This is a genomic window from Bacillus sp. MZGC1, from assembly GCF_002998605.1.
Classification (GTDB): domain Bacteria; phylum Bacillota; class Bacilli; order Bacillales; family Bacillaceae; genus Bacillus.
Genome location: NZ_PVRE01000001.1, coordinates 14174 through 40931, shown reverse-complemented (window position 1 = coordinate 40931; position 26758 = coordinate 14174). Strand labels below are relative to the sequence as shown.

The window sequence follows — 26758 nt, the reverse complement described above, 5'->3', positions numbered from 1 at the left end:
TCTTTTCTGCTTTATGCTTGTTCTGTCACATGAACCTTTAACGTTGCTTGTACCTCTGGATGAAGCTTCACCGGTACATTTGTGTAACCTAATGCACGGATGGCGTCATTCAGCTCGATTTTGCGCTTATCGAGTTTGATTTGATGATCTTTTTGTAATTTATCAGCGATTTGTTTGCTTGTAATCGATCCAAACAGACGACCGCCTTCACCTGATTTTGCAGTGAGCTCCACTGTTAACGCCTCAAGTGTCTCTTTTAGTTGCTTCGCTTGTTCAAGCTCTTGGATGGCATTCTTTTTCTCTTTGTTTTTCTGCCCTTCCAATGCGCTTAGGTTCGTTGGATTTGCTTCAACCGCTAACCCTTGTTTGATGAGAAAGTTGTGAGCGTATCCGTCAGCTACATTCTTGACTTCGCCTTTTTTCCCTTTGCCTTTTACGTCTTTTAGAAAGATGACTTTCATCTTTGAACCCCTCCTTCGAAATATTCATCAATGGCAGCTTTTAACTGCTCTACCGCTTCTTCAATGGTTATACCATACATTTGGGTGGCAGCGTTAGTCAAATGACCGCCGCCATCTAACGCTTCCATGATAATTTGGACGTTGATATCTCCTAATGATCTCGCACTAATGCACACCGTGTTGTCATCTCGTCTAGCGACAGCAAATGACGCTTCTACCTCACTCATTGACAACAGAGAATCAGCCGTCTGGGCAATCGTAATTTGATCATAATACTCCGAGCTGTCTGACGGCAATGAAGCAATCGCCACCTGATTTTGATACAAATCTGTATGTTGAATGAGTTTTGCCCGTTTGATGTAATGATCAACTGTCTCTTTTAGGAATTTTTGCACAAGGACAGGATCTGCCCCCTTCGCACGAAGATAGGATGCTGCATCAAACGTTCTTGATCCCGTTCTCAGCGAGAAACTCTTCGTATCCACGATGATCCCTGCGAGAAGCGCAGTAGCTTCAATCATGTTAATACGCAATTTCTTCGGCTGATACTCTAAAAGCTCTGTCACAAGCTCTGCTGTGGATGAAGCATACGGCTCCATATAGACAAGTAATGGATCACGGATAAACTCTTCGCCGCGTCTATGATGGTCAATGACCACGACATTTTCAATCTTATTGAGCAGTCGTTCTTCCATGACGAGAGACGGTTTATGTGTATCCACGACCACAAGCAATGTATCATCCTCTGCAAGCTCCATGGCTTCCTCTGGGGTGATAAAACGTGACCAAAGATCTTCATAATTCTTAATCTCACTAATCAAGCGTTGAACACTGTCACCAATCTGGTTGGCATCAATGACAATATAGCCTTCTTTCCCATTGGCCTGGGCGACCTTTAAAATTCCAATTGATGCACCGATCGAGTCCATGTCTGGGAACTTATGCCCCATGATCATGACATTTCCGCTTTCAGATACAATTTCTTTTAAAGCATGAGAAATGACTCGTGCGCGTACACGTGTCCGTTTCTCCATTGGATTCGTTTTCCCGCCGTAGAATTTCACTTTTCCATTTGGCTGCTTAATGGCTACCTGATCCCCGCCTCGTCCGAGGGCAAGATCAAGACTCGACTGCGCAAGTGCCCCAAGCTCTTTTAAAGAAGGAACGGACGCTCCAATCCCGATACTCAGAGTAAGCGTCGCACTATGCGCCCCTGTTTTCTCACGGACCTCGTCTAAAATGGAGAACTTCGACGCTTCCAGCTCTGCTAAGATGCTCTCATTTAGAACCGCCATAAATCGTTCAGACGAAATTCGCTTCAGGAAAATGCCATATTCTTGTGCCCAATTGTTTAACAGCGACGTCACTTCACTATTAATGGTGCTGCGCACCTGATCATCAAGACCCTGCGTGACATCATCGTAATTGTCTAAAAAGATATAAGATAACACCGTTCGTTCATTTTCGTACTGTCTTTCAATCTGCACCTGTTCCGTGACATCAAAGAAATATAAAAGGCGCTCTGACCGTTTAATAATGACTTTGAATTTCCGATCATTCAGCGTCACATTTTCTGTCTCGACCTCTTGTTTAATAAGAGGCACAACGGACTCGAATGTATCATACAAAGATCTGCCGACAAGCGTGCTTTCATGAAAGCACGAAGCGAGAAATGGATTTGTCCATTCGATATAATACTGGTCATTAAACAGCATAATACCAATTGGCATTTCCATTAATGCTTCTTCTCCAACCTTTTTGACTCGATAGGATAATGTTGAAATATATGAATCAATCTCTTTTTGCACTTGCGTATCTGCCCACTTTAAGAAGTAGAGCACACCTGCAAGAACGAAAAGACCAACCGCTCCTATGATCCAATTATAATAAAGGTTGAGGAGGACTGTGACCACCGCAAGGACAATCAAAGCGATGATCGGATACTTGATGACAGGTTTTCTATAGAAGCTTGGCACTGATATCAACTCCTCAACATTCAGAGTGAATTATTTGTTTTTTACTTTCTCTCTTAAATCAAAGCCTATGTCAGCAATCCCTATAATACGCACAATCACACCGACTGGCGGATAGAGAACCCCTAACACGATAGCGAAAATGGGCACCGCTTTTGAGATGCTTTTTTCGTGGCAATAATAGAAGATAAAAGAAAATCCCTGAATAAGCACCAGTATTAATAAAATTTGAAAAGCACTCGTTTGAACAAGCCATAAAAAGCTGCCTTTTTCCGTCCGAATCAGCATCAAAAGCAGTGTGAGTAAATAATACCATACCATGCTTTTTGGCAGCCGCATATCCTTAAATTTCTTCAAGACCGGCATGTCTTTGACAAACCGTTTGATCAGAGGCTGCACGAACCAGTGATTCACGAACGCCAGCAATGTGACACCAATTAACAGCGCTACAGGCAAAGCACTCAATGCAGCATCCTGCATCTCTCTGAACTGCTTCAGCTGCTTCGCAATGTTCTGCTCAGAAGCGCCGGATTGCTTTAAGACACTCTCTAACATCGGAATCATTTGTTCAACCGACTCTTTCGCGATACCCATGATATCGACTTGAAAAAGCTGAACACTGACAATAAAGGAGATAAGAAAACTGAATAAATAGATCAGCGCACCTGTAATGATGGCATTCCCAGGCTGCCTTCTGCTGTAGAAAACACCCATGCCTAATCCGGCAGCAATCAGAATTGGCGCACTCATGAGTCCAGCAAGAGACCCAATTAAAAAGCTGATCACTATCCCAATAGCGCCAGCAGCAATTCCTTTTTTCAAGCCGTGCCTGATTGTATAGAGGATAATCGGTATCGGAGCAGCTAGAAAGAAAATAATGGATAATAGCGGCACATACAAATAAAACAGCATCATGACAGAAAAAATACTGATCATGATAGCGCCCTCTACTAACGCTTTTGTTTGTTTCACACCTTCACCTCTATCCAATCCTTTTTCTATATCTTGCTCAATGTGTCCTTCTATGTATACGTACGATGTAAGCTACACCATGTCTTACCCCAACCTTTATTTTACCATAGCGGCAAATCGCAAGTAAAATGCAGGCTATCTTAGGAGCGTTTCACGTGGAACACCAATATAGATTCGTACATGCAACTTTTCAATCAGCATGTTACAATTTTTTAGATTATTCTTAGCTATAAACCCTGAATTCAAGGTCAAAAGCTGTTAGAATAGAAACATCATCAATAAATGTAAGAAGGAGAATTCACATGGGAAAAACACTCGTATTCGGACACAAAAACCCTGACACAGACACGATTTGCTCTGCTATCGCTTACGCTGATCTGAAAAACAAAATCGGCGTTCAGGCAGAAGCGGTCAGACTTGGAGAAATCAATGGAGAAACACAATACGCATTAGATTTCTTTAAACAAGAAGCACCTCGTTTCATTGAAACGGCTGCAAACGAATCAAAGCAAGTCATTCTTGTCGATCATAACGAATTCCAACAAAGTGTAAGCGATATTGATCAAGTACAAGTGACTGAGGTTATTGATCATCACCGTATTGCCAACTTTGAAACAAGTGAACCTCTTTACTATCGCGCTGAGCCTGTTGGCTGTACAGCAACAATCTTAAACAAAATGTACAAAGAGAACCAAGTGAAGATTGAAAAAGAAATCGCTGGTTTGCTTTTATCTGCAATCATTTCTGATTCCTTGCTATTCAAATCCCCAACATGCACACAGCAAGACATTGATGCTGCGCATGAGCTAGCTGAAATTGCAGGGGTAGATCCAGAAGTTTACGGCCTAGACATGCTGAAAGCTGGCGCTGACCTAAGCCAAAAAACGGTTCAAGAATTAATTACAATTGATGCAAAAGAATTTGCACTAGGCAATAGCAAAGTGGAAATTGCGCAAGTTAATACAGTAGATATCGCGGAAGTAACAGCAAGACAGGCTGACATTGAAGCGAAAATCAATGAAGTCATCGCAGCGAAAGGTCTTGATCTCTTCGTTCTTGTGATCACAGACATCCTAGAAAATGACTCCCTTGCTCTTGCACTCGGTACCGAAGCTGAAAAAGTAGAAAAAGCATTTAATGTCACACTTGAAAACAACACCGCTTTACTAAAAGGTGTTGTATCAAGAAAGAAACAAGTGGTACCTGCACTAACAGACGCACTTTCTTAATCAACACAACAAGACTGCTGACATGTTCAGCAGTCTTTTTTCTTCTTTTAATGAATGTACATATCGCTGACAAGAATATCCTTTAGCACACTTGTTGGAATCGTGAATTCAACTACACCCATGTAACCAGGTGCCACATCATATTCATTAAAGGAAATCACCAGTTTGCCTTTTGAATTGATATAGAAGCTTTGATCCGGCTTAATTTTCTTAAATGGATCCGCCATATCTTGCTTGCCAATCCAGTAAATCTTATTTGAATCCTCTTTCATCTGTTTCTTCATTTGATCTTTAATATTTTCACTAATGACATCTATATACCGATCATCTTTAAACAAACTTGGTAATGTAATCAGTACATGATTTTTCTTATCCACCGTATCATATGTCATTTCCTCTGCCGCAGAAGCTTGAGTCGTCACCTTGTATCGACCTAACGAGAGAATTTGGTCATTGTTCGTTCTCACTTCATATCCGCTCTCTACACTTAAATGACCATTTTTATAACCCTTTGTTTCCTTTTCAAAATCTTGATACAGCTTTTTGTTTTCAGCTAAATATTTTTGATTCAGGCTGTCTTGTAATTTTCCGTCCCCAAGCCCTGAAACGTGTGGTGTTTTAAGGTCAATATTCGTTCCTTGATCACTCTTTTTAAATTCTGTGAATGTCACGACTTTCACCAGCTCGCCAATGACAGGCACCTCTGAAATGGCTCTTGCCGCCTGTGGACTGACATTAACAGTCGTGACAAATAGAGCAGCCGCAGCAACAAGTCCGATGGTCCATTGCTGAAAATGAGGTTTTTTGTTTTTTCGTTTCAATGTCCGTTCAACCATAGCATCATATTCCGGTGGAATAGGGATTTCTAAATATTCCTCTTTTAACTGTTCCAAATGCTTATCCATTTATATTTCCTCCTGCGATAATTCTACTTTTAAAAGCCGCAACGCCTTATATAATCTTGTTTTGATGGTGTTTTCGTTTTCTTCGAGAATATGGGCGATGTCCTCTAATTTTAAATCTTCAAAGAATCTCAAAATGATGATAACCCGGTACATCTCAGGCAAATCCTCTATGGCTCGTCTGACATCTTGATCCTCATAGACATCTGACTCACCCTTTGACAAGAATTCGAGTGTGTCATCATCTGTCACTTTCACCCGCTTCTTCTTTCGTAAAAAGTCTAGGGCAGCGTTCACCACGATTTTATAAAACCAGCTATGCATCTTAGTTGCATCCTCTAATCGGTGAACAGATTTGAGTGCTTTATGAATCGCCTCTTGAACGACATCCATCGCATCCTCTGGGTTTTTGACATAACTATAGGACAATCGATAAAAACTGTGTTTATGCTCCATTACGTAATCAGCAAATTGATCCTCAATCTTTCGTTTCTTCATTTTACAAAGAGCTCCTTTATCTTAAATGCGCATCGGTTATTTCTTACAATGGATAGACGCGCACCTTTTGAAAATAGTTTGCGCTCGGTTATTTTTTTAACATGTCATCCCATTTCCGTTTCTATACAAAAAGAGCGAACCAGACAGGTTCACTCTTTCAAAGCAGATATTGTTTGATGGACAAACTGTTTAAGTGGAGAAAGCGGATGAATGATCGGAACGCCTGTCTCCTCTTCCATCTGCTGTGCCGCATGAACCATCGATAGCTGCATCACGCAAATATCTCCGCTTTTTTTCATACATCTTCTAAGTTGCTTTTTGATTTGCTCCTCATAAGCCTGCATATCACCATTTAGGCAAAGGTGAAAGAAATCCTCCATCACCATAACTTCTGCATCAATCTGTTTGCCGTGCTCTTTTGCATATGATTTAAGCCGCTTCATCGTCCCTTCCACTGTATCCGGGTTTGAAAACACAAGTTGAAGAGGCCCTTTTCCCTGACAAATCAGCTCAAACAACGGTTCATCGATCGGAACAATCGGTTGTTTAAAAAGATGCTGCTGATTACCCAAAGCGGCAATGTATTGTGTACACGTGAGCAGAATGAGATCGGCTTCATCTTCTTGCATCAGTTTGTTGATGACATAGGCTTGCTGCTTGTGTTGATCAAAAGTGGGATCTTGTGTAGCGCGTTCTATAAATGATGAATCGACCGTGTGATAAAGCGCAATATCGGTATCGCCAAAAACATCTTCTATATATGACTGATTGGACGGATGGGCGTGAAGGCAGTGTAATCGAATCATCAGGTTCGCTCCTCGTGAAAGTTTTCAATCATTATATCAATCCTTGTATGAAATAGGGAGCATGATGACCATATTGTTAGGGAGATATTGAAGGAGGGATTTAATTGAAAGAAGAACAACACCCTAAACCATCTTCAGAGTCAGAAGACACTTTAACCAATCGGCAAGGTCATCCCGTAACAGACAATCAAAATATGAGAACCGTTGGGAATAGAGGACCAACTACGCTTGAAAACTACGATTTCCTAGAGAAAATTAGTCATTTTGATCGTGAACGCATTCCTGAACGTGTCGTCCATGCGCGCGGGGCCGGAGCTCACGGTTATTTTGAAGCCTATGGCACATTCGGTGACGAACCCATTTCCACTTATACAAGGGCAAAATTATTTCAGGAAAAAGGAAAAAAGACACCTGTTTTCGTTCGTTTTTCTTCTGTGATTCACGGCGGTCATTCACCAGAAACATTGCGTGACCCTAGAGGATTTGCGATTAAATTTTATACAGAAGAAGGCAACTGGGATCTCGTGGGGAACAACCTCAAAATTTTCTTTATCCGAGATGCTTTGAAATTCCCTGATTTGGTTCATGCCTTTAAGCCTGATCCTGTCACCAACCGTCAAGACGGCGAGCGTATTTTTGACTTCGTCTCGCAATCACCTGAAGCGACGCATATGGTGACATTTCTCTTTTCACCATGGGGCATCCCAGCAACCTATCGGCACATGCAAGGCTCAGGTGTCCATGCCTACAAATGGGTGAACCATGAAGGAAAAGCAGTGCTGGTCAAATATCACTTTGAACCGAAGCAAGGCATTCGCAACCTGACGCAAGAACAAGCTCAAGCGATTCAAGGAGAAAACTTTAATCATGCCACACAGGATTTGTATGAAGCCATTGAGCAAGGAGATCATCCTGAATGGGAGGTATATGCGCAGATCATGGAAGATGATGCCCATCCTCACCTTGACTTTGACCCGCTTGATCCGACAAAGCTTTGGTACAAGAATGACTATCCATGGAAACCGATTGGACGAATGGTGTTAAACAAAAATCCAGAAAATTATTTCGCAGAAGTCGAGCAGGTCGCCTTTGGGACTGGCGTTCTCGTAGACGGTTTGGATTTCTCAGATGATAAGTTGCTTCAAGGGCGCACCTTCTCCTATTCTGACACGCAGCGATATCGTGTGGGGCCAAACTATTTACAGCTGCCGATCAATGCACCGAAAAAGCATGTGGCCACGAATCAAAGAGATGGGCAAATGGAATACCATGTCGATCAAGGCAAAGAGCAAAACCCTCATGTGAATTATGAACCATCGATCCTCGGCGGATTAAAAGAAGCCAAGCAGGATGGAAAAGATCATACGCCTTTTGTAGAGGGTGACGTCAAACGAGAAGCCATTGACCGCCCGAACAACTTTGGCCAAGCCGGAGAAACGTATCGCCGTTTCAATGATTGGGAACGTGAGGAACTGATTAAGAACTTAGTCAACACCCTTGCGACCTGTCAAAAAGACATTCAAGAGCAAATGATCGAAAACTTTACAAAGGCTGACCCTGATTACGGAAAGCGTGTCGCTGATGGCTTAAAAGCCTTCAAACAAGAACAGCCAAGCGGACCTATAGGCTCTACAGGCGCCGCACAAGCTGTGGACGAAGCGATTAACAACAGCACACCATCAGATCCTTATTAAATAAAAAAGAATGCAGCGCCTAGGCTGCATTCTTTTTGTATTCATCGATTAAGCGTTTTGACCCTTTTTGATCCATTCTGCTACATTGACTGTACGTTTTGCTTGATGTTTTGCAGCAGCTTCTGCATCCTCTTGGATCTTTCCGTTTTGGTCAACAGTGACACTCACGCCATAAGGGTTGCCCCCTGCACCGTATAACGAGTCATCTGTGTATCCAGGAGCGGCAATAATCGCTCCCCAGTGGAACATCGTTGTGTAAAGGCTAAGAATGGTCTGTTCCTGCCCGCCATTTGGGTTTTGTGCAGAGGTCATCGCACTCACTGCTTTGTTTGCTAATTTCCCTTGGAACCATAAGCCGCCAGTTGTGTCTAAGAATTGCTTCATTTGAGCCGGTAGGTTACCAAAACGTGTTGGCATGCTAAAGATGATAGCATCTGCCCACTCTAAATCACTTAATTGAACCTCTGGAACATCCTTTGTTTCGTCTAAATGTGCTTTCCATGCTGGATTTGATGCTACAACTGCTTCTGGTGCCAATTCAGCAACCTTTAATACCTTCACTTCTGCGCCAGCTTCTTTCGCTCCAGCTTCAGCCCATTTTGCCATCTGATAGTTTGTACCTGTTGAACTATAATAAATAATCGCTAATTTTACGTTTTCCATTTGTTCCATCTCCTTTTGTTTGGTTTGCCCAAAAAGCTTCTGTAAAAATCCCACCTGTATTCCCCACCTTCATTAAAATTGACGACGATACCATAATGCCGCAGCATCGACTTCTTCTCTTGTTAGCTGATGTCCGCGATTTTCCCAATGAAGCGTAACTGAAGCGCCTGCGCCTTGCAGCAATTGCTCGAGCTCCTGTGATTCCTCTGGACGGCACATTGGGTCATTTTCACCAGCTGCGATAAAGACTTGTTTCCCCGCTAATGAAGGCAATGAAACCCCGCGTCTTGGGACCATTGGATGATGCAGGATAGCTCCTTTTAACGCATCCTCGTAATGGAATAAAAGACTTCCAGCAATGTTTGCCCCATTAGAATATCCGATAGCCACCACATTGTGACGATCGAACCCATATTCATCTGCTGCTTCTCCGATAAATGTATATAGTTCCTCTGTACGCTCAATTAAATCCTGCTCATCAAATACACCCTCTGCCAAACGCCTGAAAAAGCGCGGCATACCGTTTTCCAACACATTTCCTCTCACACTAAGAACGGATGCGTCAGCATCTACTAAATCGGCAAGCGGCAATAAATCTTCTTCCGTCCCGCCAGTACCATGCAGTAATAACAAAACAGGTCTTTGTTCATTCTTTCCTTTTCGAAAAAGATGCTTCATCATGAATCTCCCTTCCCTTTAATCTCTCTCACTTCTATTGGCAGCACAATTTGTTCAATCTGACTGCGCTGCGCCTCATATTGCGGTGGCAGTTTCAATGCTTCACCCATTGTTTCCACTGATTCATCGTGTGCAAACCCTGGAGGATCAGTCGCAATTTCAAATAATATGCCGCCAAGCTCTCTAAAATAAATAGCATTGAAGTAATTTCGATCTTGCACAGGTGTCACTTGATACCCGCTTTGCGCAATATGTCTTTGCCAATCTAATTGATCCTGATCATCTGTCGCTCTCCATGCAATATGATGCACAACCCCAACACCCATACGTCCGCGTGCAACAGGTGTCTTGTTCACATCAATCACATTGCCTATCTCACCAAACGAACGGAATCTCACATAGTCCTCTTCTGCTCCAACTCGTTCAAAACCCATTGTTTGTTCTAGCAGCTGCATCGTTTGCTCCGGCTGTGATGTTAACAAAACAGCTCCGCCAAATCCTTTTATCGCGACATCTGGTGTGACCCCGTTAAATGTCCACTCATTTTGTTTTCCCTCCGCTCGTTCTACTAGCTCAATCAACAAGCCGTGTGGATCTTCAAATGAGAGAAAGGCTTCATCAAAGCGTTCAACCATTTCATAAGTAATATCAAACTGCTCAAGACGTTCCTTCCAGAAAGAGAAAGCGCCTGGCGGTACAACATATGTCGTCACGCCCACTTGGCCAGCGCCAATTTGTCCCTTTTGAGCACCTGGCCAAGGGAAAAACGTGATAATCGTCCCCGGAGATCCTCCTTCATTTCCAAAATATAAATGGTACGTACCTGGATCATCAAAATTAACGGTCTTCTTCACGAGACGAAGTCCTAAAATACCTGCATAAAAATCAACGTTCTCCTGAGGATGCCCTACAATTGCTGTGATATGGTGAATTCCTTCTGTTTTCTTCAATTCTAATGACCTCCTAATCATGAAGTACAAGCCTCTATTCATTATGTCTTTACTGACGTCTTTATATTATCTCGAATTCGAGATATTAAATCAAAAAAATATATTTATCTCGAATTAAGGATATGATGTTTTTAAATAAATGTCAACGGTTTTTGTTTTCCCTTTTAAAAAAGCAGGTCTGCTTTTTACATAACAGACCTGCTCTTCCTTGATTATTGCAGTAATTTTTTCTTTTTTAAATAGGCTTTCGCAACCTGAAATGCATCCTTACCTCTCACATTTACTTCATAATTCATTTCTCTCATCTCATCATCTGTGATTTGACCACCAAGCTTATTGAGAGAGGTCTTGATCTCAGGGAACTCAGTTAATGTCTCCTGTCTTAGCAGCGGTGCTCCTTGATATGGCGGGAAAACATGCTGATCATCATCAAGCACCTTTAATTTGTATTCCCTCAATTCACTGTCTGTCGAATACGCATCGACTAAATTGATATCTCCTTTTTGAATCGCTCGATACCGAAGCTTCGGTTCCATCGTCACCACATCGTCAAAGGAAAATTGATAGGTCTTTTGAATACCTAGATACCCATCCTGTCGATCAGAAAATTCTAAGGTGAATCCAGCCTTTATGCGATTCTTGATCTTGCCTAGATCTGAAATATTGGATACATCATATTGATCAGCCAGCGACTGAGGCACGGCTAAAGCATACGTATTGTTGTAAGCCATCGGCTCAAGAAGGCGGAGCTGAAAGGATGATTCCAAACCACGCCTCGCTTGCTCATACACTTTTTCTTTATCTGTGCTTTTCGCTGTTTGTTTGAGGAACTCAGAAATCGCAGTACCGGTAAACTCAGGATAAATATCAATATCACCAGACCGTAAAGCTTGAAAAACAAAGGACGTCTTGCCAAGACCAGGCTTAAGATTGACTTGAATATCCGTATCCTGTTCAATTAAAAGCTTATACATCGAGATCAGGATTTCAGGCTCTGATCCTAACTTTCCACCGATGGTGATTTCTTTCTTTTCTTGTTGAAACAGTAATGGGCCCGCGACAACTGCTCCTGCAATCACAGCAAAAACCGTCACAGAGATCACAGTCTTTTTAAAAGAGATTTTCTCAAAAGTGCGCAGCACCACATCAAATAAGAGTGCGAGTAAGGCAGCTGGTATAGCCCCAATGACAATGAGCGACATATCATTTCGATCAATTCCCAGCAAAATCAGACTTCCTAACCCCCCAGCTCCGATCAGTGCGGCAAGAGTGGCAGTTCCCACAATGAGAACCATCCCGGTTCTGATACCTGCCATGATTACTGGCATGGCCAAAGGCAGCTCCACCTTTAATAACCGTTTGCGGTGATTCATTCCCATGGCAAGCGCCGCTTCTCTCAGGGAAGGGTCGACCTCCTGAATGCCTGTATATGTATTTCTTAAAATAGGGAGTAAGGCATAGACGACAAGCGCAATAATGGCAGGCACTTGTCCAATCCCAACGAGAGGAATCAACAAGCCAAGCAGCGCGAGCGACGGAATTGTTTGCAAAACCGCCGTCACCCCAATCACCCACTCTGCAAGCTTTGGCACCCTCGTTAAATAGATACCTAATGGAATGGCAATCAAAATGGCTAAAAATAAAGCAATAAACGAAATTTGAATATGCTCAAGTAAGGCGTGTCCCAATTGTTCTTTTCGGTCCAATAACACACTGATCCAATCATTCATGTGACTCGCCCCTCTCTCTAGGAGAATCAGCTAAAAACTGAATCACCGCTTGACGATTCACTAGTCCAATTCGCTCCCCGTCCTTTTCTACAGCCAATTCCTCATGCTTTGCCAATTGGGATAAGACCTCATCCAGCGTGGCATGTGCTGTGATCACTTCATAGCCTAAAAGAGACTCATGAGCCATTGGTCTAGCCATGGCCTCTAGCTCAAACGCTTGATGTCCCACATGGCGAGCAGCCCCTGAAACAAACTCCCGAACAAAAGCATTGACTGGGTGTTGAACCAATTCCTCTGGACGACCAATCTGCACCACTTCCCCTTCCTTCATGATACAAATTCGATCACCAAGCCTCATCGCTTCTTGCATATCATGCGTCACGAAGACAATGGTCTTTTGAATACGGCGCTGCAAATCAAGCAGATCATCCTGCAATTTCTCCCTCGTTAGTGGATCTAACGCACTAAAGGGTTCGTCCATCAGGACAATCTCAGGATCAGCTGCAAGTGCACGTGCCACACCGACACGCTGCTGCTGTCCACCAGATAGCTCTGATGGCTTTCGAAGTCGATACATAGCAGGATCAAGCCCAACCATCTGCATCAATTCATCCACCCGCTTATTGGTCTTTTTCCGGCTCCACTGTTTGAGCTCTGGCACCACGGCGATATTTTCTTCAATGGTCATATGAGGAAAAAGAGCAATTTGCTGCAGAACATACCCAATTTCCCAGCGCAGCTCATACATATCATAATCATTTATTTTTTGACCCTTTATGTAAATCTCACCTTCTGTAGAAGAAATGAGACGATTGATCATTTTCAATGTCGTCGTTTTCCCGCTTCCACTAGGTCCAATAAATACAAAAAATTCACCTTTCTGAATCTCTAAATCAACCGATTGAACGGCATAGCGCTCATCAGAAAATTGCATCGATACCTTCTTAAATTCAATCATCTTCCCACGCCCTGACTGCAATTATTTTCTAGACTATCAATATGACAGATTGACCCCGTATTTGTATAGAACAAACTGTCACTTTCTCTCTCTTTTACATACTTCCCCTAGGATGCCCGCCAAAAACAGCTCTAGCCAATTCGGATGAGATTCTTAGTGAAACAAATAAAAAAAGCGAAGAGCTCGAGGCTCTCCGCTTTTAAGTCAACGACTTACTCACCAGTAACGTATGGAAGTAATGCCATTTGACGTGATTTTTTAATCGCTAATGTCAATTTACGTTGATACTTAGCGCTAGTTCCTGTTACACGACGAGGTAAAATTTTACCACGCTCAGAAACAAACTTTCTAAGAAGATCAACATCTTTGTAATCGATGTGCGTGATACCGTTAGAAGTAAAGAAACATACCTTACGACGTTTCGCACGACCGCCTCTGCGTCCACCTGCCATTTGTTTTCACACCTTTCCTTTAGTCAATTTTTCAGATCAATTAGAATGGCAAATCATCATCGGAGATGTCAATCGGTTTACCATCATTCGCGAATGGGTCATCATTGAAGCTATTTCCCTGATTACGATTTTGTTGGTTGCTCTGATTGCCATATGGATTTTGATTTGGTTCATTTCCGAATGGATTCTGATCGTTTTGGCTACCGCCATAATACTGGCCTCCGCTATTGCCACCGCCGCTGTATCCACCTGAACCAGCACCGCCGCTCTTAGGCTCAAGAAATTGAACACTTTCAGCTTGAACCTCTGTCACGAAGACACGCTGTCCTTGCTGATTTTCATAGTTTCTTGTCTGCAAACGACCGTCTACACCGGCAAGACTTCCTTTTTTTAAGAAATTAGCCACGTTCTCGGCTTGTCTTCTCCAAGTAACACAGTTAATGAAATCGGCTTCACGCTCTCCAGATTGATTCGTAAACGTACGATTCACAGCTAGAGTAAACGTGGCTACAGCCGCACCATTAGGCGTGTAGCGAAGCTCAGGGTCTTTTGTTAGTCTTCCGACCAATACAACACGGTTTAGCATATTGAAAGACCACCTTTAAATATATATTTCAATGATTTATACTTCTTCTTTAACAACAATGTGGCGAATGATATCGTCACTGATCTTAGCTAAGCGGTCAAATTCTTGAACTGCTGCAGCGTCAGATTGAACGTTTACGATTTGGTAGAAGCCTTCACGGAAATCGTTGATTTCGTATGCAAGACGACGTTTACCCCAATCCTTTGTTCCAGTGATCTCCGCACCGTTAGAAGTTAACACGTTATTGAAACGCTCGATAACTGCTTTTTTAGCCTCATCGTCAACTGTTGGGCGGATGATGTACATAACTTCGTACTTTCTCATCTGATTGCACCTCCTTTTGGTCTAAGCGGCCCTAAACGGGCAAGGAGCAATAAATTATATTACTCACAATTGTATATTATAACAAATTACTTGGCCTATGACAAGAACCTATACATTAAAACGGAAATGAATGACGTCTCCATCTTTCACTACATATTCTTTACCTTCTAGACGGACTTTTCCAGCCTCTTTTGCAGCAGACATGCTTCCACCAGCAAGTAAATCTTCATATGCAACCGTTTCAGCACGAATAAACCCACGTTCAAAGTCCGTATGAATGATTCCAGCACATTCCGGTGCCTTCATTCCTTTTTTAAACGTCCAAGCGCGTACTTCCTGCTCACCTGCTGTGAAATAAGTAGCTAAACCAAGAAGTGAATAAGATGCTTGAATCAGCTGATCTAGACCTGACTCTTTGATGCCAAGCTCTTCAAGGAACATCTGCTTCTCTTCTCCTTCAAGCTCTGCAATTTCAGACTCGATCTTCGCACAAACGACGATGACTTCAGCATTTTCACCAGAAGCAAACTCACGGATTTGCTGCACATATTCGTTACCGTCATGATCCGCTACTTCATCCTCACTCACATTTGCTACATAAAGAACTGGTTTAGATGTGAGTAAATGAAGCTGTTTCACAAGCTTCTGCTGCTCATCTGTAAATTCTACAGATCTTGCCGATTTCCCAGCTTCAAATGCGTCCATTAGCTTCGACAAAATATCAAATTCAGCTACCGCTTCCTTATCCTTTTGTTTTGCAAGCTTACTCACACGAGCCAAACGCTTTTCAACTGTTTCTAAATCAGCCAAAATTAATTCTAAATTAATGGTTTCGATATCTGACACAGGGTCAACCTTACCTGATACGTGTGTGATGTTATCATCTGCAAAAGCTCTCACCACGTGACAGATCGCATCTACTTGACGAATGTGAGAAAGGAATTTATTCCCTAAACCTTCACCTTTAGAAGCCCCTTTGACAATACCGGCAATATCAGTGAATTCAAAAGCAGTCGGAACTGTCTTTTTCGGCTGCACCAATTCTGTTAGTTTTTGCAAACGCTCGTCTGGAACTTCTACAATTCCGACGTTTGGATCAATGGTACAAAACGGATAGTTAGCAGACTCCGCTCCAGCCTGTGTAATTGCATTAAATAGCGTTGACTTCCCGACGTTAGGTAAGCCAACAATACCAGCTGTTAAAGCCATTCTTTCATCTCCTCTATATCAAACGTGCTCGTTATACTGCGTAATATGAACCTAGAGCAATTATAAGTAGGTTTACATGAAAAGACAAGCTAACCGTTATGCATTATCAATAGAAGAAACATTGCCAAAAAGGATAAATCAGTGCTTTAAAACGCGAATTCACACCTGCTTCTTCTATACAAAAGACGAATTTCATCAAAAAAGCATGAGGCCTACTTAAGCAGTTGGCTCCTCATGCTTGACGAGAATTTTCTTCATTTTTCGTTCAAAGTCTCTTCTTGGGATCATCACGCTGTGCCCGCAGCCTTCACATTTAATGCGAATATCCATGCCCAATCGAATAACTTTCCACCGATTGACACCACATGGATGGGGTTTCTTCATTTCAACGACATCATGTAACCCAAACGCTTTGTCTGCCATCAGCCTTCACCTCTCTTGCTCACTTCATTGAATCTATTGTACAAAAAAACGGCGATGAAGAGCAATGTACAAAACAAAGAACCTCTTTCAATCATTCATCCTATTCTTTTTTATAGAAAAAACCCTTCTTTTAGATCATTTTATTTGTGACCAATAGTTACTTAAACTCCGCTTTTTTTCAATATTGTCACAAACACTGTAGGTCAAAAGGTTTTTATTGGTAGAACGCTGTGGTTTTTCCATATTTTTTGATTTATGATATCTGCATAAATGTTATGTGAGGGAGCAGGTACGATGGTCAATCGAAAGGATAGATTAACTGATAAAGAATATAAAATCATATCCGATCATGCTGGAAACATAGACAATTACCAGCAGCACCATACGATAGAAATAGGTCAGCAAACGCTCACTGTCCATGATTTTCTCAAGGTCGATCATCAATTATATGGTTTAACGATGCAGCCGGAACAATCAGACGAGTTCATCGTCGCTTTTCACTGTCCGCAGCCAAATCAAATGCCGGTGACCTCGCCACAAGATGTACACACCGCGGCACAGTCATTGCTTAAAACGGATTATGCCTATCCCATTGAAAGGAAGTCCCTTGATGGCAATCAAGATCATGTCTTTTTTAAAGGAAAGGAATACATAGAGCAAGTCTGTCAGCAGCATCCAAATGCAGGTATCTATCTCACTGGACAAGCCCTTGCCGGTGCTGTTTGTGCTTATGTTGCAACAGAACAGCCAGCTGTCAAAAAAGCCGTCACCTTTGATAGCCCAAATATATGGAGCAGTCTGTCGCCTGCGATTCAGCAGAAAGCGCAGCAAGGTCAATACACACGGATATTGACTGAATATATTCAACCTAGTCATTATGTAGGTTTACTCAATCGTCATGATCATGGGGTTGGTCAAGTCAAGTATACTGTACCGCCACGGCAGCAAGACGCCATCCAAGAACCCGTTAAATACAAGAAAAGAGAAATTGACACCTTTTTAAAATCAGCTTTTGCGTCTATGAATATAGAATGGAACGAATCCTTTGATACAAATGCTTTTTTAGCTCTTATTTCTGGGAGTTACAAAGTAAATGGGTATTCATTCCACACAGATGGGTCTGCCCGTATTTTAGATGAACAGCTTGATCATAATACAAGTTTTACAGCCCTGCTGTTGCAAGAAATCCATTCTGGACGTGCATATGCACAAAGCGGCCTTGAAATTATCATAAAATCCCATTTACTGAAAAATTCATCCTACGATCTCCAAAGCGTGATTGAACATGAAGTACACACTATATTTGAGAAAATCGATGGGATCGATGAAAGTGTAAAAGACGCCGTCCAGCATGTAAAACAGGAGCTCAAAGGACTCGTCGGCTTTGGTCACTATGATTTACTAAGTCCTAGTGATGTGGAAGCACTAGTAGAGGAAGTGAGGATGGAACAACATCATTCCTCCTTTTATTCACACGAAAAACAGCTGAATGCCTTGTACACCCTGAGAGATTACGAACAAGAACTTTCTACCCTTTCAAGACATATGTACACAATGGGTGATGACTACGCCAAGGCAGATAGACGCCTTGCGATGCAAATGGGTATTCATTAAGAAAGGAGTCATCGCATGATCAATCAAAATAAACCTCCTAGTGACGCCCAGCGTTTCTTGCAAAATGTGAGTGCCCGCCGCTCCATGTCTGTATTTGAAAATCAATCGGCACCGCAAACACAGACGCAGTCCCCCGAAGAAATGGCCGCAATTCAGGCCATACGCAGAGAAGGACAGCGAAAGGATCTAAAACGGCTGCTCAAAATGCGGCTTCATGACGAATTAGCAAACACTCGCGTGCACTTGGAGTATCAATTGTCTAAAACCGAAGATATGATCAACCAAACGACCATTGTCAAACAACACATCTCCCAGCATTTAAAGGGACAAGCCATTTCAGAATTAGAGGAACGACTTCAGCGTCTCAAGCAAATGCCAGTCTATGATGATATCAAAGACGCCATTGATTCTATTCGGATAAAATAAGCACAGCTCTGACAAAGAGAGGTGCTTATTTTATTTTATCAATATAATTTTTAGAGCGGGAAAATATCTTTTTACTTAAAATCGGATATAGCATTAAACAGACAAGCAAATAAAGATTCAGCAAACTATATATCGGATACAAGAAAGCAATCAAATCGGCAAACCCAAGAGATGTTAAAGGCGCCATCAAAAGAAGCATCACGAGCACAACCAGCCAGCGAGGCAATGGTACAAAAGAGAGCATCCGGCTGGATAAACCAAATAAACCTGCCGCTGTCGTCGTATAAATAGCTAGACAAAGGACAACGGTCATAAACACAAACAATGATGTCGGCGCTCCTTCTAATACTGTAAACAAAGGAATGCCTTCTGCTGATAGGCTCCCAGAAATATCAACCAGTATTTCGTTATACACGTACGAGATGACCCCAAAAATCAGGCCGCTTAATATACTCGCCACTTTGGCCTCTCCAAGCCCCTTCATTTCTTTCCCAACCGAAGACAATACTGCGACAACAGATAATATATTCAAAGAAGCAAAGACAATGCTGGCAGGCCAATTGTACTGCTGCCCAAAATCAATCCGCCACATATGATCATGGTTCATATAATAAAAAACAAACGCATAGATGAGCCCCGCCACCAAAATTGGTATAATGAAAGCATTCACAGATAAGAGCCCTTTCACATCCCAGAAAAAAATCATAAATGAAAACAGACAAAATGCACCGATGCCAATCCAAAATGGCACATGATACATCTCGAGTGTCACCCCGCCACCGGCAATCATGACTGTCGTTGTCGTGAATAAATAAAGGACAATTAAAACGTCATACACTTTAGCCAGCCATGGACCGACAAGCCGCTCTAGCACTGGCACAAAGTGATCGGCACGTACCTCATAACTGATTTTCAACACCACATAGGTAGACAGCATGAACATCAATGTAAACAATAGAATGGCTAGTCCGCTATCAATGCCAAAAAACTGCCAAATTTCTTGGCCGGAAGCATACCCCGCTCCTATTAAGCTTCCTAAAATTAAAAGCGTCCACCTTGAACCAGCCTTCCACACAATCATCACCTCATAGGTATAGAATTAAGCTTGTTTCCGTATACTGTTACTAACTACTATGACAAGGAAGTGAGACCTATGAATAGCAAGAACGGTCTTTTTTTTAGAAATAGGGTGAAAGAATACGTGTCCCATACGGATACAAACGCCATTCAACAGCTTAAAAGTATTTTATTCTCGCATCTTCAGAAAGCAGGAAAAAGACCCGTTGCCATCGTTTGTATTGGAACAGACCGCTCAACAGGCGACTCTCTAGGTCCACTTGTTGGTACAAAACTTTCAGGTCTAGATTTGAAAAAGCTTCATGTATATGGAACGCTCTCTGACCCAGTTCATGCGGTCAATTTAAAAGAAAAGCTCGCTGAAATTGAACAAGCTCATAAACATCCGTTTATTGTAGCGATTGATGCCTGTTTAGGAAGAGTGAAAAGTGTAGGCTCCTTCCAAATTGGAGATGGCCCGTTAAAGCCTGGGGCGGGTGTACAAAAGGAGCTGCCAGAGGTAGGAGATATTCATATTAATGGAATCGTCAATGTGAGCGGTTTTATGGAATACTTCGTTCTCCAAAACACACGTCTTCATCTTGTCATGTCTATGGCCAATACACTTTCTGAAAGTCTATCTCACATTGATCAAATGGATTGGACAAGAGAAAAAAGCCGTTCTCTTTTCGCTCCTATTCAAAATATCACTGGGAGAATATAAAAAAGACCATCTCGTATCAAGATGGTCACTCTGATGATTCTCTCGTAGAAAGCAATTCGAGGATTCTTTCTAAATCTTCGTTGGAGAGAAATTCAATCTCAATTTTTCCTTTTTTCTTCTGTTTCTTGATCGTCACTGAAGTGCCAAAGTAGTTTTGTAAGAAAGACTCTCTTTCTTTCAACACTCGATCCTTTGGTGCTTCTTTTTTCTTTGTTTCACGTGGAACATTTTCGTTTAACTGCTGAACAAGTTTCTCAACCTGGCGTACGTTTAACCCCTCATCCACGATTTTCTTTACCAATGGCGCTAGCTTATTTTTGTTTTTCAAGCTAAGCAATGTTCTTCCATGTCCCATCGATAATGTTCCATCTGCAATCAGCTTTTGTACTTCATCCGGTAAAGTCAAAAGACGGAGATGGTTCGCAATATGCGGTCTGCTCTTCCCTAATCGCTTCGCTAATTCCTCTTGCGTCACACTTAGATGATCTAGCAAGGAAGCATAGGCTTCCGCTTCTTCTAATGGAGATAAATCCTCGCGCTGCAGGTTTTCTAAAAGGGCAATCTCTCTCATCAGCGTTTCTGAGAATTCTCTAACGATCGCAGGAATTGTTGTCAGACCAGCTTGTTGCGCTGCACGAAAACGGCGCTCTCCTGCTACAATGTCATATCCTTTAATCGATTTACGGACAATGATCGGCTGTAAAACACCGTGCTGCTGAATTGATTCTTTGAGATCAGACAATGCATCATCATCAAACGTTTTCCTTGGCTGATAAGGGTTCGGACGCAAATCCTTTAATTTGATTTCTTCGACCGTTTCTTCATTTGAGTCTACATGGTTAAATAGTGCATTAATACCCTTTCCAAGACCTTTAGCCATTCGCATCCACTTCCTTTGCTAAGTCTAAATAGACATCTGCACCTCTTGAACGTGGATCATACAAGATAATCGGCTTCCCATGACTAGGCGCTTCACTCAGTCTCACATTTCGCGGAATCACGGTCTGATAGACTTTATCTCTAAAGTATTTCTTCACTTCTTCGATGACCTGAATCCCAAGATTTGTTCGTGCATCAAGCATTGTCAGCAAGACACCTTCAATGGCAAGATCAGTATTTAAATGTTTCTGCACGAGACGAACTGTGTTTAACAATTGGCTCAATCCTTCAAGCGCATAATATTCACACTGTACCGGGATTAAAACGGAATCGGATGCTGTTAACGCATTAATCGTCAGTAATCCGAGTGATGGCGGGCAGTCAATAATCATATAATCATAATTTTGCTTAACAGATTCAAGTGCTCTCTTCAATCTCACTTCACGTGAAATCGTAGGCACAAGCTCTATTTCAGCCCCTGCAAGCTGTATCGTCGCAGGAATGACATCAAGATTTTCGACCTCTGTCGTCTTAATCACATCAAGGACATCTGCATCATCAACTAAAATATCATACACACACTTCTCTACGTCGGCCTTCTCAATCCCAATACCACTCGTGGCATTGCCCTGCGGATCAATATCAACTAACAACACTCGTTTACCTATGTATGCTAAACACGCACTCAAATTAACAGAAGTTGTCGTCTTCCCGACGCCGCCCTTCTGGTTGGTAATCGCTATGATTTTCCCCACGATGTCACCCACTTTCAACTTAACAAGTTTCTCATTTTATTCATACTTCCTATTCTATCAAAAAAAGTATGAAACGTTTGCTTTTTTTGTTTCTCCATTATATATTCGTCAGCAAATGTCTATTTTCGTACATGAAAGGACGAACCAAAACGGATTAAAAAATATATCGATATATCTTTTTGGTGGAAAAGACAAGCATAAAAAACCCTCACTTTCATCAAAAGTGAGGGGCACATGTCAAAAATGTAATCCACCAATTTTACGGCCTTCGTTCACAATGACTTTAGGAGTCACTGTATGATAGCTTCTCTTTTTTAAGAATCCGTAGGGGGTTTTAATGGTATATGTCGCATGTCCCAAAGCGTCACCTGTTTTGGCATAGGCCTGCCACACAATCTTTGAACAATAAGTCGGGTCCAGTGATTGAATTGACAGGGTGATGGAGTATCGAGCCTTTGGATGAGTTTTCACATAATCGTGCGCCCATTCCCCTGCCAGGTCTGCTGTTTCCTCTTGATTAATCCGAATTACCTTTGTATTGGCATTATAGCGAAACCAGTTAAGAATGGAATCAAGCTGAGGATGCTGTCGAAACCCTGGAATAGAAGCAAAGCTTTTCTCATTAATGACGATACCTGCATGTCCAACGATACCCTTCAAAGCATCAGTACTTGTCACCAATATATCTCCTTTTTTAGGCATAATATCGGTACCAGGATACGGCTTTCCTAAAAGGTGCTTGATGGTGTGCGGCTTTTCATCCGTTACCAACTCATCCTGCTTGTTTTGTTGTAAGCCATAATCCTTCAAATCATCCTCAGCTGAAATCAAGTCAATTGTGTCGTCCTGAGACTCATGCTCATGATTTAATTGCTGTAAAGTGACCTCCTTAGAAACAACACCTTGTTTCTTCAGAACGTTCAGTTCTTTTTTGGCCAGCGGGCTTTCTTCTGCAGGAGCCGTTGGCGAATTCACAGCAAATATGGTTGTTTCATTTGTAAAAAGAGAAAAAGAAAATAGTAAATAACAAATAATAACAAATGTCGTCTTTTTCATTTTCATCGAGTCATGTCACCTCCTTTCTTCTATGAAAATCACATTTTACCAATTTATGAATAATAAGTAAATATAATGTGGAACCAATAAAAAAAGCTGACGAGTGGCTCTCATCAGCTTTTTTCTATTTAGGAATCCGAATCGTTAATTGGATATATTCCTCAAACTCTTCTTCCTCGGTATTTATTTTAAGCCCGCTGTCTTCTACCATATGGAGAGACTGACGAATGGTATTCATCGCAATTCGTGTATCACGACTAAACGCCTTACGTTTTGGCTTCGGTTTGCGATCTGTTTTTTGTTCAAGCATTTTCACTACACGCTCTTCAGTCTGTTTTACATTCAGCTGCTTTTCGATGATTTCCTGCAATAGCGCGATTTGTAATTCTGGAAGCTTTAGGGGTACAAGTGAACGTGCATGCCTTTCAGAGATTTTTTTCTCTAAAATGGCCTGTTGTACCTCTTCAGGCAACTTTAAAAGTCTTAATTTGTTTGCAACAGTTGATTGTCCCTTGCCTAAACGCTGAGCAAGCGCCTCCTGTGTTAAATCATGAAGCTCTAAAAGACGTGCATAAGCATGAGCCTCTTCAATAGCAGACAGCTCTTCCCTTTGCAAATTTTCAATCAATGCCACAGATGCCGTTTCCGTATCAGTAAAGTCTTTTATAATAGCGGGGATTTTCTCCCATTGAAGAGTCTGTACCGCTCTCCAACGTCTTTCGCCGGCGATCAGTTCATATTTACCTTCTTCTTCTGTTGGTCTGACAACAATAGGTTGGATAATGCCATGGGTATGAATCGTCGTGGCCAGCTCATGTATCTTTTCTTCTGAAAAAATGGTGCGTGGCTGAAAACGGTTTGGCATAATTGTGTCGACCGGGAGCTCCTGTATCTCTTCCTTTAATGTATCATGCTCAGCAATCTCTGCCTCTATTTCGGTTTCACGCTCAGGATGTTCTTTGTCACCAAGCCCGAAGAAGCGTGAGAGTGAATGCTTCATGAACCTACACCACCTTTAAAAACTACCTTTTTATAATTCTATTTTCTCATGTTTTTTCCTTCTGTAAAATCTTAAATATTGAAGAAAAACCGACCTTTTACATGATCAACCTTCTATTGGTGATTTATTAGGTGTTCCTGGTTTTCTAGGATATTTTTTTGGTGTTTGCTTTTTCTTTTCAATGACAATGATGTTCCGTTCGCTTTCTTCTAAAGGAAGAACAAAGGAATGCTTTTCAACAACCTCTCCTCCGAGGACAGTAACAGCTTTTTTCCCTGCTTGCATTTCTTCATCAGCGGCAGATGCTTTTAATGCAACAAACAATCCTTCCTTTTTTACAAGGGGCAGACATAGTTCGCTCAAGACGGATAAACGCGCAACCGCTCTAGCAGTGACAAGATCATAGCTTTCACGCTTTTCCTTACGTTGTCCAAACGTCTCCGCACGATCATGATAAAAAGTAGTATCTTGTAAGTTTAACCCTTTTGCTAACTCATTGAGAAACGTAATTCGTTTCTGAAGAGAATCAACAATGGTTACATGTAGATGAGGGAAGCAAATTTTAAGAGGAATGCTTGGGAAACCAGCACCAGCTCCAATATCGCAAATCGTCGTCACTTTGTGAAAATCAATAAAAAATGCTGCTGAAATTGAATCATAAAAATGCTTTAAATACACTTCTTCCTTTTCAGTAATGGACGTTAAATTCATTTTCTCGTTCCATTCTACAAGCATGCGGAAGTAAGTTTCAAATTGTTCAAGCTGCACAGAAGAAAGAGTCATCCCTTTCTCCTCTAGTGCTGCTGTAAATTGTTCAATGTTCATGCCGACATCCTTTCTATTCTGCTATCTTCGCAATACGTCCCTGCTCTAAATATACTAAAAGGATAGAAATATCAGCAGGGTTAACGCCTGAAATACGAGAAGCCTGTGCAACAGAAAGCGGTCGGACTTCTTTCAGCTTTTGTTTCGCTTCAGTTGCAATCCCTTTGATGGCATCATAATCAATACGATCAGGAATCTTTTTGTTCTCCATCTTTTTCAGCTTTTCAACTTGTTGGAGTGACTTTTCAATATATCCTTCGTATTTAATTTGAATCTCTACCTGCTCACACACATCAGAAGGAAGTGGTGTTTCAGCAGGAGCTAACGTCACAACAGATTCATAGTTCATTTCTGGACGCTTCATCAAATCACTTGCACGAATACCGTCCTTCAGCTCACTTCCACCAAGTGAACGAATAAATTCTTGTGTCTCTGCTGTAGGTTTGATGATGACAGAATATAAACGTTTTTTCTCTGCTTCAATGGCTTCTTTTTTCTGCTGGAATGTCTGGAATCTTTCTTGAGAAATTAATCCAATATGATAGCCAAGTTCAGTTAATCTTAAATCCGCATTGTCATGACGAAGAAGCAAACGATACTCTGCACGGGATGTCAAAAGACGGTAAGGTTCATTTGTTCCCTTTGTGACAAGGTCATCAATGAGAACACCGATATATGCATCAGATCGGCTTAAAATGACTTCTTCTTTACCCAATGCTTTTCTTCCTGCATTAATACCTGCCATAATTCCTTGACCTGCTGCTTCCTCATAGCCAGATGTACCATTAATTTGGCCCGCTGTATATAATCCAGAAATTTTCTTCGTCTCAAGTGTAGGCCACAACTGAGTAGGCACAATTGCATCATACTCAATGGCATAACCCGCTCTCATCATTTGTACATTTTCGAGCCCTGGGATGGTGGAAAGCATGCGCTGCTGTACATCCTCTGGAAGACTTGTAGACAATCCTTGAACATACACTTCCTGCGTATTACGACCTTCTGGCTCTAAGAAAATTTGATGTCTCGGTTTGTCATTGAAACGAACCACTTTATCTTCAATGGAAGGGCAGTATCTAGGACCAGTTCCTTTAATCATACCTGAATACATTGGAGAACGGTGAAGATTCTCATCAATAATTTGATGTGTTTCTAAACTCGTATATGTTAACCAGCATGGCAGTTGGTCTGTAATATATTCAACCGTTTCATAGGAGAACGCCCGCGGAACATCATCACCTGGTTGAATTTCTGTTTTACTATAGTCAATCGAGTGACTATTCACTCGAGGAGGTGTTCCTGTTTTAAAGCGAACCAAATCGAATCCTAACTCTGCTAGGTGATCCGATAATTTGATTGATGGCTGCTGGTTATTAGGACCACTTGAATACGATAGATCCCCTAAAATAATGCGGCCTTTTAAGAAAGTCCCAGTCGTTAATACAACAGACTTCGCACGATAGTTTGCTCCTGTTTGGGTAACGACACCTTTACATTCATCATCTTCTACAATTAAATGATCCACCATACCTTGAAGCATTGTCAGGTTCGGTTCATTTTCCATTGTTTTTTTCATTTCATGCTGATATTGGAACTTATCTGCTTGCGCTCTTAACGCACGGACAGCAGGTCCTTTCCCCGTATTCAGCATGCGCATTTGAATATGCGTCTTATCTATATTTCGTGCCATTTCTCCGCCCAGTGCATCAATTTCTCTAACGACAATCCCTTTTGCAGGACCGCCTACGGACGGATTACATGGCATAAAAGCAACCATATCGAGGTTGATAGTCAATACAAGTGTTTTAGCGCCCTGTCTTGCAGAAGCAAGGGCAGCCTCAACCCCAGCATGACCGGCACCCACGACGATTACGTCATAATTGCCAGCTTCATAACCCATTTCTTATGTTCCTCC

The 26758-nt window shown here is 41.9% G+C and carries 28 protein-coding genes; 5 read left to right on the top strand and 23 right to left on the bottom strand.

The genetic code is table 11. From position 1 onward, the window contains the following. Positions 1-11 precede the first annotated feature (11 nt). From rplI to C6Y06_RS00195, 3 genes are read right to left on the bottom strand one after another with little or no spacing between them, the layout of a single operon-like run. Complete coding sequence (rplI, locus tag C6Y06_RS00205; RefSeq protein ID WP_034323903.1) at positions 12-461, bottom strand: 50S ribosomal protein L9; 450 nt, start codon at positions 459-461, stop codon at positions 12-14. Further along, on the bottom strand, positions 458-2437 hold the full coding sequence (locus tag C6Y06_RS00200; protein WP_060597693.1) for a DHH family phosphoesterase: 1980 nt from the start codon (positions 2435-2437) through the stop codon (positions 458-460). The genes rplI and C6Y06_RS00200 overlap by 4 nt, the downstream gene beginning before the upstream one ends. A 30-nt stretch (positions 2438-2467) precedes the next feature. Beyond that, a complete protein-coding gene (locus C6Y06_RS00195; RefSeq protein ID WP_142395339.1) occupies positions 2468-3406 on the bottom strand; it encodes a YybS family protein in 939 nt (312 codons plus the stop codon). 302 nt (positions 3407-3708) lie between these two features. Here C6Y06_RS00195 and C6Y06_RS00190 point away from each other — a divergent pair, with 302 nt between their 5' ends. After that, complete coding sequence (locus C6Y06_RS00190; RefSeq protein ID WP_106036342.1) at positions 3709-4635, top strand: manganese-dependent inorganic pyrophosphatase; 927 nt, start codon at positions 3709-3711, stop codon at positions 4633-4635. Between the two features lie 47 nt (positions 4636-4682). Here the strand turns inward: C6Y06_RS00190 and rsiV are convergent, their stop codons facing one another. The 3 genes from rsiV to C6Y06_RS00175 all read right to left on the bottom strand — a co-directional run bounded on the left by rsiV (position 4683) and on the right by C6Y06_RS00175 (position 6841). Then, on the bottom strand, positions 4683-5540 hold the full coding sequence (rsiV, locus tag C6Y06_RS00185) for an anti-sigma-V factor RsiV (RefSeq protein WP_106036341.1): 858 nt from the start codon (positions 5538-5540) through the stop codon (positions 4683-4685). Further along, entirely contained in the window at positions 5541-6035 is a 495-nt protein-coding gene (gene sigV, locus C6Y06_RS00180; protein ID WP_106031716.1) for an RNA polymerase sigma factor SigV, read from the bottom strand. It lies immediately after the preceding gene. Positions 6036-6184: 149 nt separating this feature from the next. Further along, entirely contained in the window at positions 6185-6841 is a 657-nt protein-coding gene (locus C6Y06_RS00175) for a hypothetical protein (protein WP_106036340.1), read from the bottom strand. Positions 6842-7035: 194 nt separating this feature from the next. Between C6Y06_RS00175 and katX the strand changes: the two genes are divergently transcribed. After that, positions 7036-8535, top strand: coding sequence for a catalase KatX (gene katX, locus C6Y06_RS00170; RefSeq protein ID WP_231135476.1), 1500 nt, complete (start codon positions 7036-7038; stop codon positions 8533-8535). A 48-nt stretch (positions 8536-8583) separates the two neighbouring features. Here the strand turns inward: katX and wrbA are convergent, their stop codons facing one another. From wrbA to C6Y06_RS00120, 10 genes are all read right to left on the bottom strand, one after another. Continuing rightward, positions 8584-9198 carry an NAD(P)H:quinone oxidoreductase gene (wrbA, locus tag C6Y06_RS00165; RefSeq protein ID WP_003215063.1) on the bottom strand — a complete coding sequence of 205 codons (615 nt, stop codon included), beginning with the start codon at positions 9196-9198 and terminating at the stop codon, positions 8584-8586. Positions 9199-9270: 72 nt separating this feature from the next. Next, complete coding sequence (locus C6Y06_RS00160; RefSeq protein WP_060597699.1) at positions 9271-9879, bottom strand: alpha/beta hydrolase; 609 nt, start codon at positions 9877-9879, stop codon at positions 9271-9273. Further along, positions 9876-10847 (bottom strand): ring-cleaving dioxygenase, encoded by a 972-nt coding sequence (locus tag C6Y06_RS00155; RefSeq protein WP_223251414.1) that lies wholly within the window; start codon positions 10845-10847, stop codon positions 9876-9878. Before C6Y06_RS00155 ends, C6Y06_RS00160 begins: the two co-directional genes overlap by 4 nt. A gap of 191 nt (positions 10848-11038) precedes the next feature. Next, the gene (locus C6Y06_RS00150; RefSeq protein WP_106036338.1) at positions 11039-12556 is read right to left on the bottom strand and encodes an ABC transporter permease/substrate-binding protein; all 1518 of its coding nucleotides are present in this window, start codon (positions 12554-12556) and stop codon (positions 11039-11041) included. Continuing rightward, positions 12549-13514, bottom strand: a complete 966-nt coding sequence (locus tag C6Y06_RS00145; protein WP_060597702.1) for an ABC transporter ATP-binding protein — start codon at positions 13512-13514, stop codon at positions 12549-12551. The genes C6Y06_RS00150 and C6Y06_RS00145 overlap by 8 nt, the downstream gene beginning before the upstream one ends. A 212-nt stretch (positions 13515-13726) precedes the next feature. Continuing rightward, positions 13727-13966, bottom strand: a complete 240-nt coding sequence (gene rpsR / locus C6Y06_RS00140; protein ID WP_008347556.1) for a 30S ribosomal protein S18 — start codon at positions 13964-13966, stop codon at positions 13727-13729. Between the two features lie 40 nt (positions 13967-14006). Further along, positions 14007-14552, bottom strand: coding sequence for a single-stranded DNA-binding protein SsbA (ssbA, locus tag C6Y06_RS00135; RefSeq protein ID WP_034660649.1), 546 nt, complete (start codon positions 14550-14552; stop codon positions 14007-14009). Between the two features lie 36 nt (positions 14553-14588). Beyond that, entirely contained in the window at positions 14589-14876 is a 288-nt protein-coding gene (gene rpsF, locus C6Y06_RS00130) for a 30S ribosomal protein S6 (RefSeq protein WP_003215073.1), read from the bottom strand. Between the two features lie 108 nt (positions 14877-14984). Next, the gene (gene ychF, locus C6Y06_RS00125) at positions 14985-16085 is read right to left on the bottom strand and encodes a redox-regulated ATPase YchF (RefSeq protein ID WP_034660650.1); all 1101 of its coding nucleotides are present in this window, start codon (positions 16083-16085) and stop codon (positions 14985-14987) included. 216 nt (positions 16086-16301) lie between these two features. Next, positions 16302-16508 carry a DUF951 domain-containing protein gene (locus tag C6Y06_RS00120; protein WP_012011910.1) on the bottom strand — a complete coding sequence of 69 codons (207 nt, stop codon included), beginning with the start codon at positions 16506-16508 and terminating at the stop codon, positions 16302-16304. 294 nt (positions 16509-16802) lie between these two features. On the opposite strand from C6Y06_RS00120, the gene C6Y06_RS00115 reads away from it, so the two are divergent. Then, complete coding sequence (locus C6Y06_RS00115) at positions 16803-18122, top strand: hydrolase (RefSeq protein WP_106036337.1); 1320 nt, start codon at positions 16803-16805, stop codon at positions 18120-18122. 15 nt (positions 18123-18137) lie between these two features. Continuing rightward, positions 18138-18548: a hypothetical protein gene (locus tag C6Y06_RS00110; protein ID WP_060597704.1), complete on the top strand. Its 411-nt coding sequence runs from the start codon at positions 18138-18140 to the stop codon at positions 18546-18548. A 25-nt stretch (positions 18549-18573) separates the two neighbouring features. Here C6Y06_RS00110 and C6Y06_RS00105 read toward each other — a convergent pair whose 3' ends face one another. Beyond that, a complete protein-coding gene (locus C6Y06_RS00105) occupies positions 18574-19629 on the bottom strand; it encodes a YkvI family membrane protein (RefSeq protein ID WP_080869565.1) in 1056 nt (351 codons plus the stop codon). 72 nt (positions 19630-19701) lie between these two features. On the opposite strand from C6Y06_RS00105, the gene yyaC reads away from it, so the two are divergent. Continuing rightward, positions 19702-20328: a spore protease YyaC gene (yyaC, locus tag C6Y06_RS00100; protein WP_003215235.1), complete on the top strand. Its 627-nt coding sequence runs from the start codon at positions 19702-19704 to the stop codon at positions 20326-20328. A gap of 25 nt (positions 20329-20353) precedes the next feature. On the opposite strand, the gene C6Y06_RS00095 is transcribed toward yyaC, so the two are convergent. The 6 genes from C6Y06_RS00095 to mnmG form a co-directional block, all read right to left on the bottom strand. Next, positions 20354-21208 carry a ParB/RepB/Spo0J family partition protein gene (locus tag C6Y06_RS00095; protein ID WP_060597705.1) on the bottom strand — a complete coding sequence of 285 codons (855 nt, stop codon included), beginning with the start codon at positions 21206-21208 and terminating at the stop codon, positions 20354-20356. Beyond that, positions 21201-21962: a sporulation initiation inhibitor protein Soj gene (gene soj / locus C6Y06_RS00090; protein WP_034620351.1), complete on the bottom strand. Its 762-nt coding sequence runs from the start codon at positions 21960-21962 to the stop codon at positions 21201-21203. The genes C6Y06_RS00095 and soj overlap by 8 nt, the downstream gene beginning before the upstream one ends. A gap of 237 nt (positions 21963-22199) precedes the next feature. Continuing rightward, entirely contained in the window at positions 22200-23024 is an 825-nt protein-coding gene (locus C6Y06_RS00085; protein WP_106036336.1) for an orthopoxovirus pf05708 family protein, read from the bottom strand. Positions 23025-23142: 118 nt separating this feature from the next. Next, positions 23143-24018 (bottom strand): nucleoid occlusion protein, encoded by an 876-nt coding sequence (noc, locus tag C6Y06_RS00080; RefSeq protein WP_034660661.1) that lies wholly within the window; start codon positions 24016-24018, stop codon positions 23143-23145. A 105-nt stretch (positions 24019-24123) separates the two neighbouring features. Beyond that, complete coding sequence (gene rsmG / locus C6Y06_RS00075) at positions 24124-24843, bottom strand: 16S rRNA (guanine(527)-N(7))-methyltransferase RsmG (protein WP_106036335.1); 720 nt, start codon at positions 24841-24843, stop codon at positions 24124-24126. A gap of 13 nt (positions 24844-24856) precedes the next feature. Beyond that, positions 24857-26743, bottom strand: coding sequence for a tRNA uridine-5-carboxymethylaminomethyl(34) synthesis enzyme MnmG (gene mnmG / locus C6Y06_RS00070; RefSeq protein ID WP_066031461.1), 1887 nt, complete (start codon positions 26741-26743; stop codon positions 24857-24859). Positions 26744-26758: the final 15 nt, after the last annotated feature.

Coding starts and splice junctions, on each gene's coding strand:
- sigV (WP_106031716.1), bottom strand. CDS start 6,035: ATGAAGAAACGAAAGATTGAGGATCAATTTGCTGATTACGTAATGGAG.
- C6Y06_RS00190 (WP_106036342.1), top strand. CDS start 3,709: ATGGGAAAAACACTCGTATTCGGACACAAAAACCCTGACACAGACACG.
- C6Y06_RS00115 (WP_106036337.1), top strand. CDS start 16,803: ATGGTCAATCGAAAGGATAGATTAACTGATAAAGAATATAAAATCATA.
- C6Y06_RS00120 (WP_012011910.1), bottom strand. CDS start 16,508: ATGGCAGACAAAGCGTTTGGGTTACATGATGTCGTTGAAATGAAGAAA.
- C6Y06_RS00145 (WP_060597702.1), bottom strand. CDS start 13,514: ATGATTGAATTTAAGAAGGTATCGATGCAATTTTCTGATGAGCGCTAT.
- katX (WP_231135476.1), top strand. CDS start 7,036: ATGAGAACCGTTGGGAATAGAGGACCAACTACGCTTGAAAACTACGAT.
- C6Y06_RS00175 (WP_106036340.1), bottom strand. CDS start 6,841: ATGATTCGATTACACTGCCTTCACGCCCATCCGTCCAATCAGTCATAT.
- ssbA (WP_034660649.1), bottom strand. CDS start 14,552: ATGCTAAACCGTGTTGTATTGGTCGGAAGACTAACAAAAGACCCTGAG.
- rsiV (WP_106036341.1), bottom strand. CDS start 5,540: ATGGATAAGCATTTGGAACAGTTAAAAGAGGAATATTTAGAAATCCCT.
- rpsF (WP_003215073.1), bottom strand. CDS start 14,876: ATGAGAAAGTACGAAGTTATGTACATCATCCGCCCAACAGTTGACGAT.
- C6Y06_RS00150 (WP_106036338.1), bottom strand. CDS start 12,556: ATGAATGATTGGATCAGTGTGTTATTGGACCGAAAAGAACAATTGGGA.
- wrbA (WP_003215063.1), bottom strand. CDS start 9,198: ATGGAAAACGTAAAATTAGCGATTATTTATTATAGTTCAACAGGTACA.
- mnmG (WP_066031461.1), bottom strand. CDS start 26,743: ATGGGTTATGAAGCTGGCAATTATGACGTAATCGTCGTGGGTGCCGGT.
- C6Y06_RS00095 (WP_060597705.1), bottom strand. CDS start 21,208: ATGGCTAAAGGTCTTGGAAAGGGTATTAATGCACTATTTAACCATGTA.
- C6Y06_RS00160 (WP_060597699.1), bottom strand. CDS start 9,879: ATGATGAAGCATCTTTTTCGAAAAGGAAAGAATGAACAAAGACCTGTT.
- yyaC (WP_003215235.1), top strand. CDS start 19,702: ATGAATAGCAAGAACGGTCTTTTTTTTAGAAATAGGGTGAAAGAATAC.
- rpsR (WP_008347556.1), bottom strand. CDS start 13,966: ATGGCAGGTGGACGCAGAGGCGGTCGTGCGAAACGTCGTAAGGTATGT.
- C6Y06_RS00105 (WP_080869565.1), bottom strand. CDS start 19,629: ATGATTGTGTGGAAGGCTGGTTCAAGGTGGACGCTTTTAATTTTAGGA.
- C6Y06_RS00085 (WP_106036336.1), bottom strand. CDS start 23,024: ATGAAAATGAAAAAGACGACATTTGTTATTATTTGTTATTTACTATTT.
- noc (WP_034660661.1), bottom strand. CDS start 24,018: ATGAAGCATTCACTCTCACGCTTCTTCGGGCTTGGTGACAAAGAACAT.
- rsmG (WP_106036335.1), bottom strand. CDS start 24,843: ATGAACATTGAACAATTTACAGCAGCACTAGAGGAGAAAGGGATGACT.
- C6Y06_RS00155 (WP_223251414.1), bottom strand. CDS start 10,847: ATGATTAGGAGGTCATTAGAATTGAAGAAAACAGAAGGAATTCACCAT.
- ychF (WP_034660650.1), bottom strand. CDS start 16,085: ATGGCTTTAACAGCTGGTATTGTTGGCTTACCTAACGTCGGGAAGTCA.
- rplI (WP_034323903.1), bottom strand. CDS start 461: ATGAAAGTCATCTTTCTAAAAGACGTAAAAGGCAAAGGGAAAAAAGGC.
- C6Y06_RS00110 (WP_060597704.1), top strand. CDS start 18,138: ATGATCAATCAAAATAAACCTCCTAGTGACGCCCAGCGTTTCTTGCAA.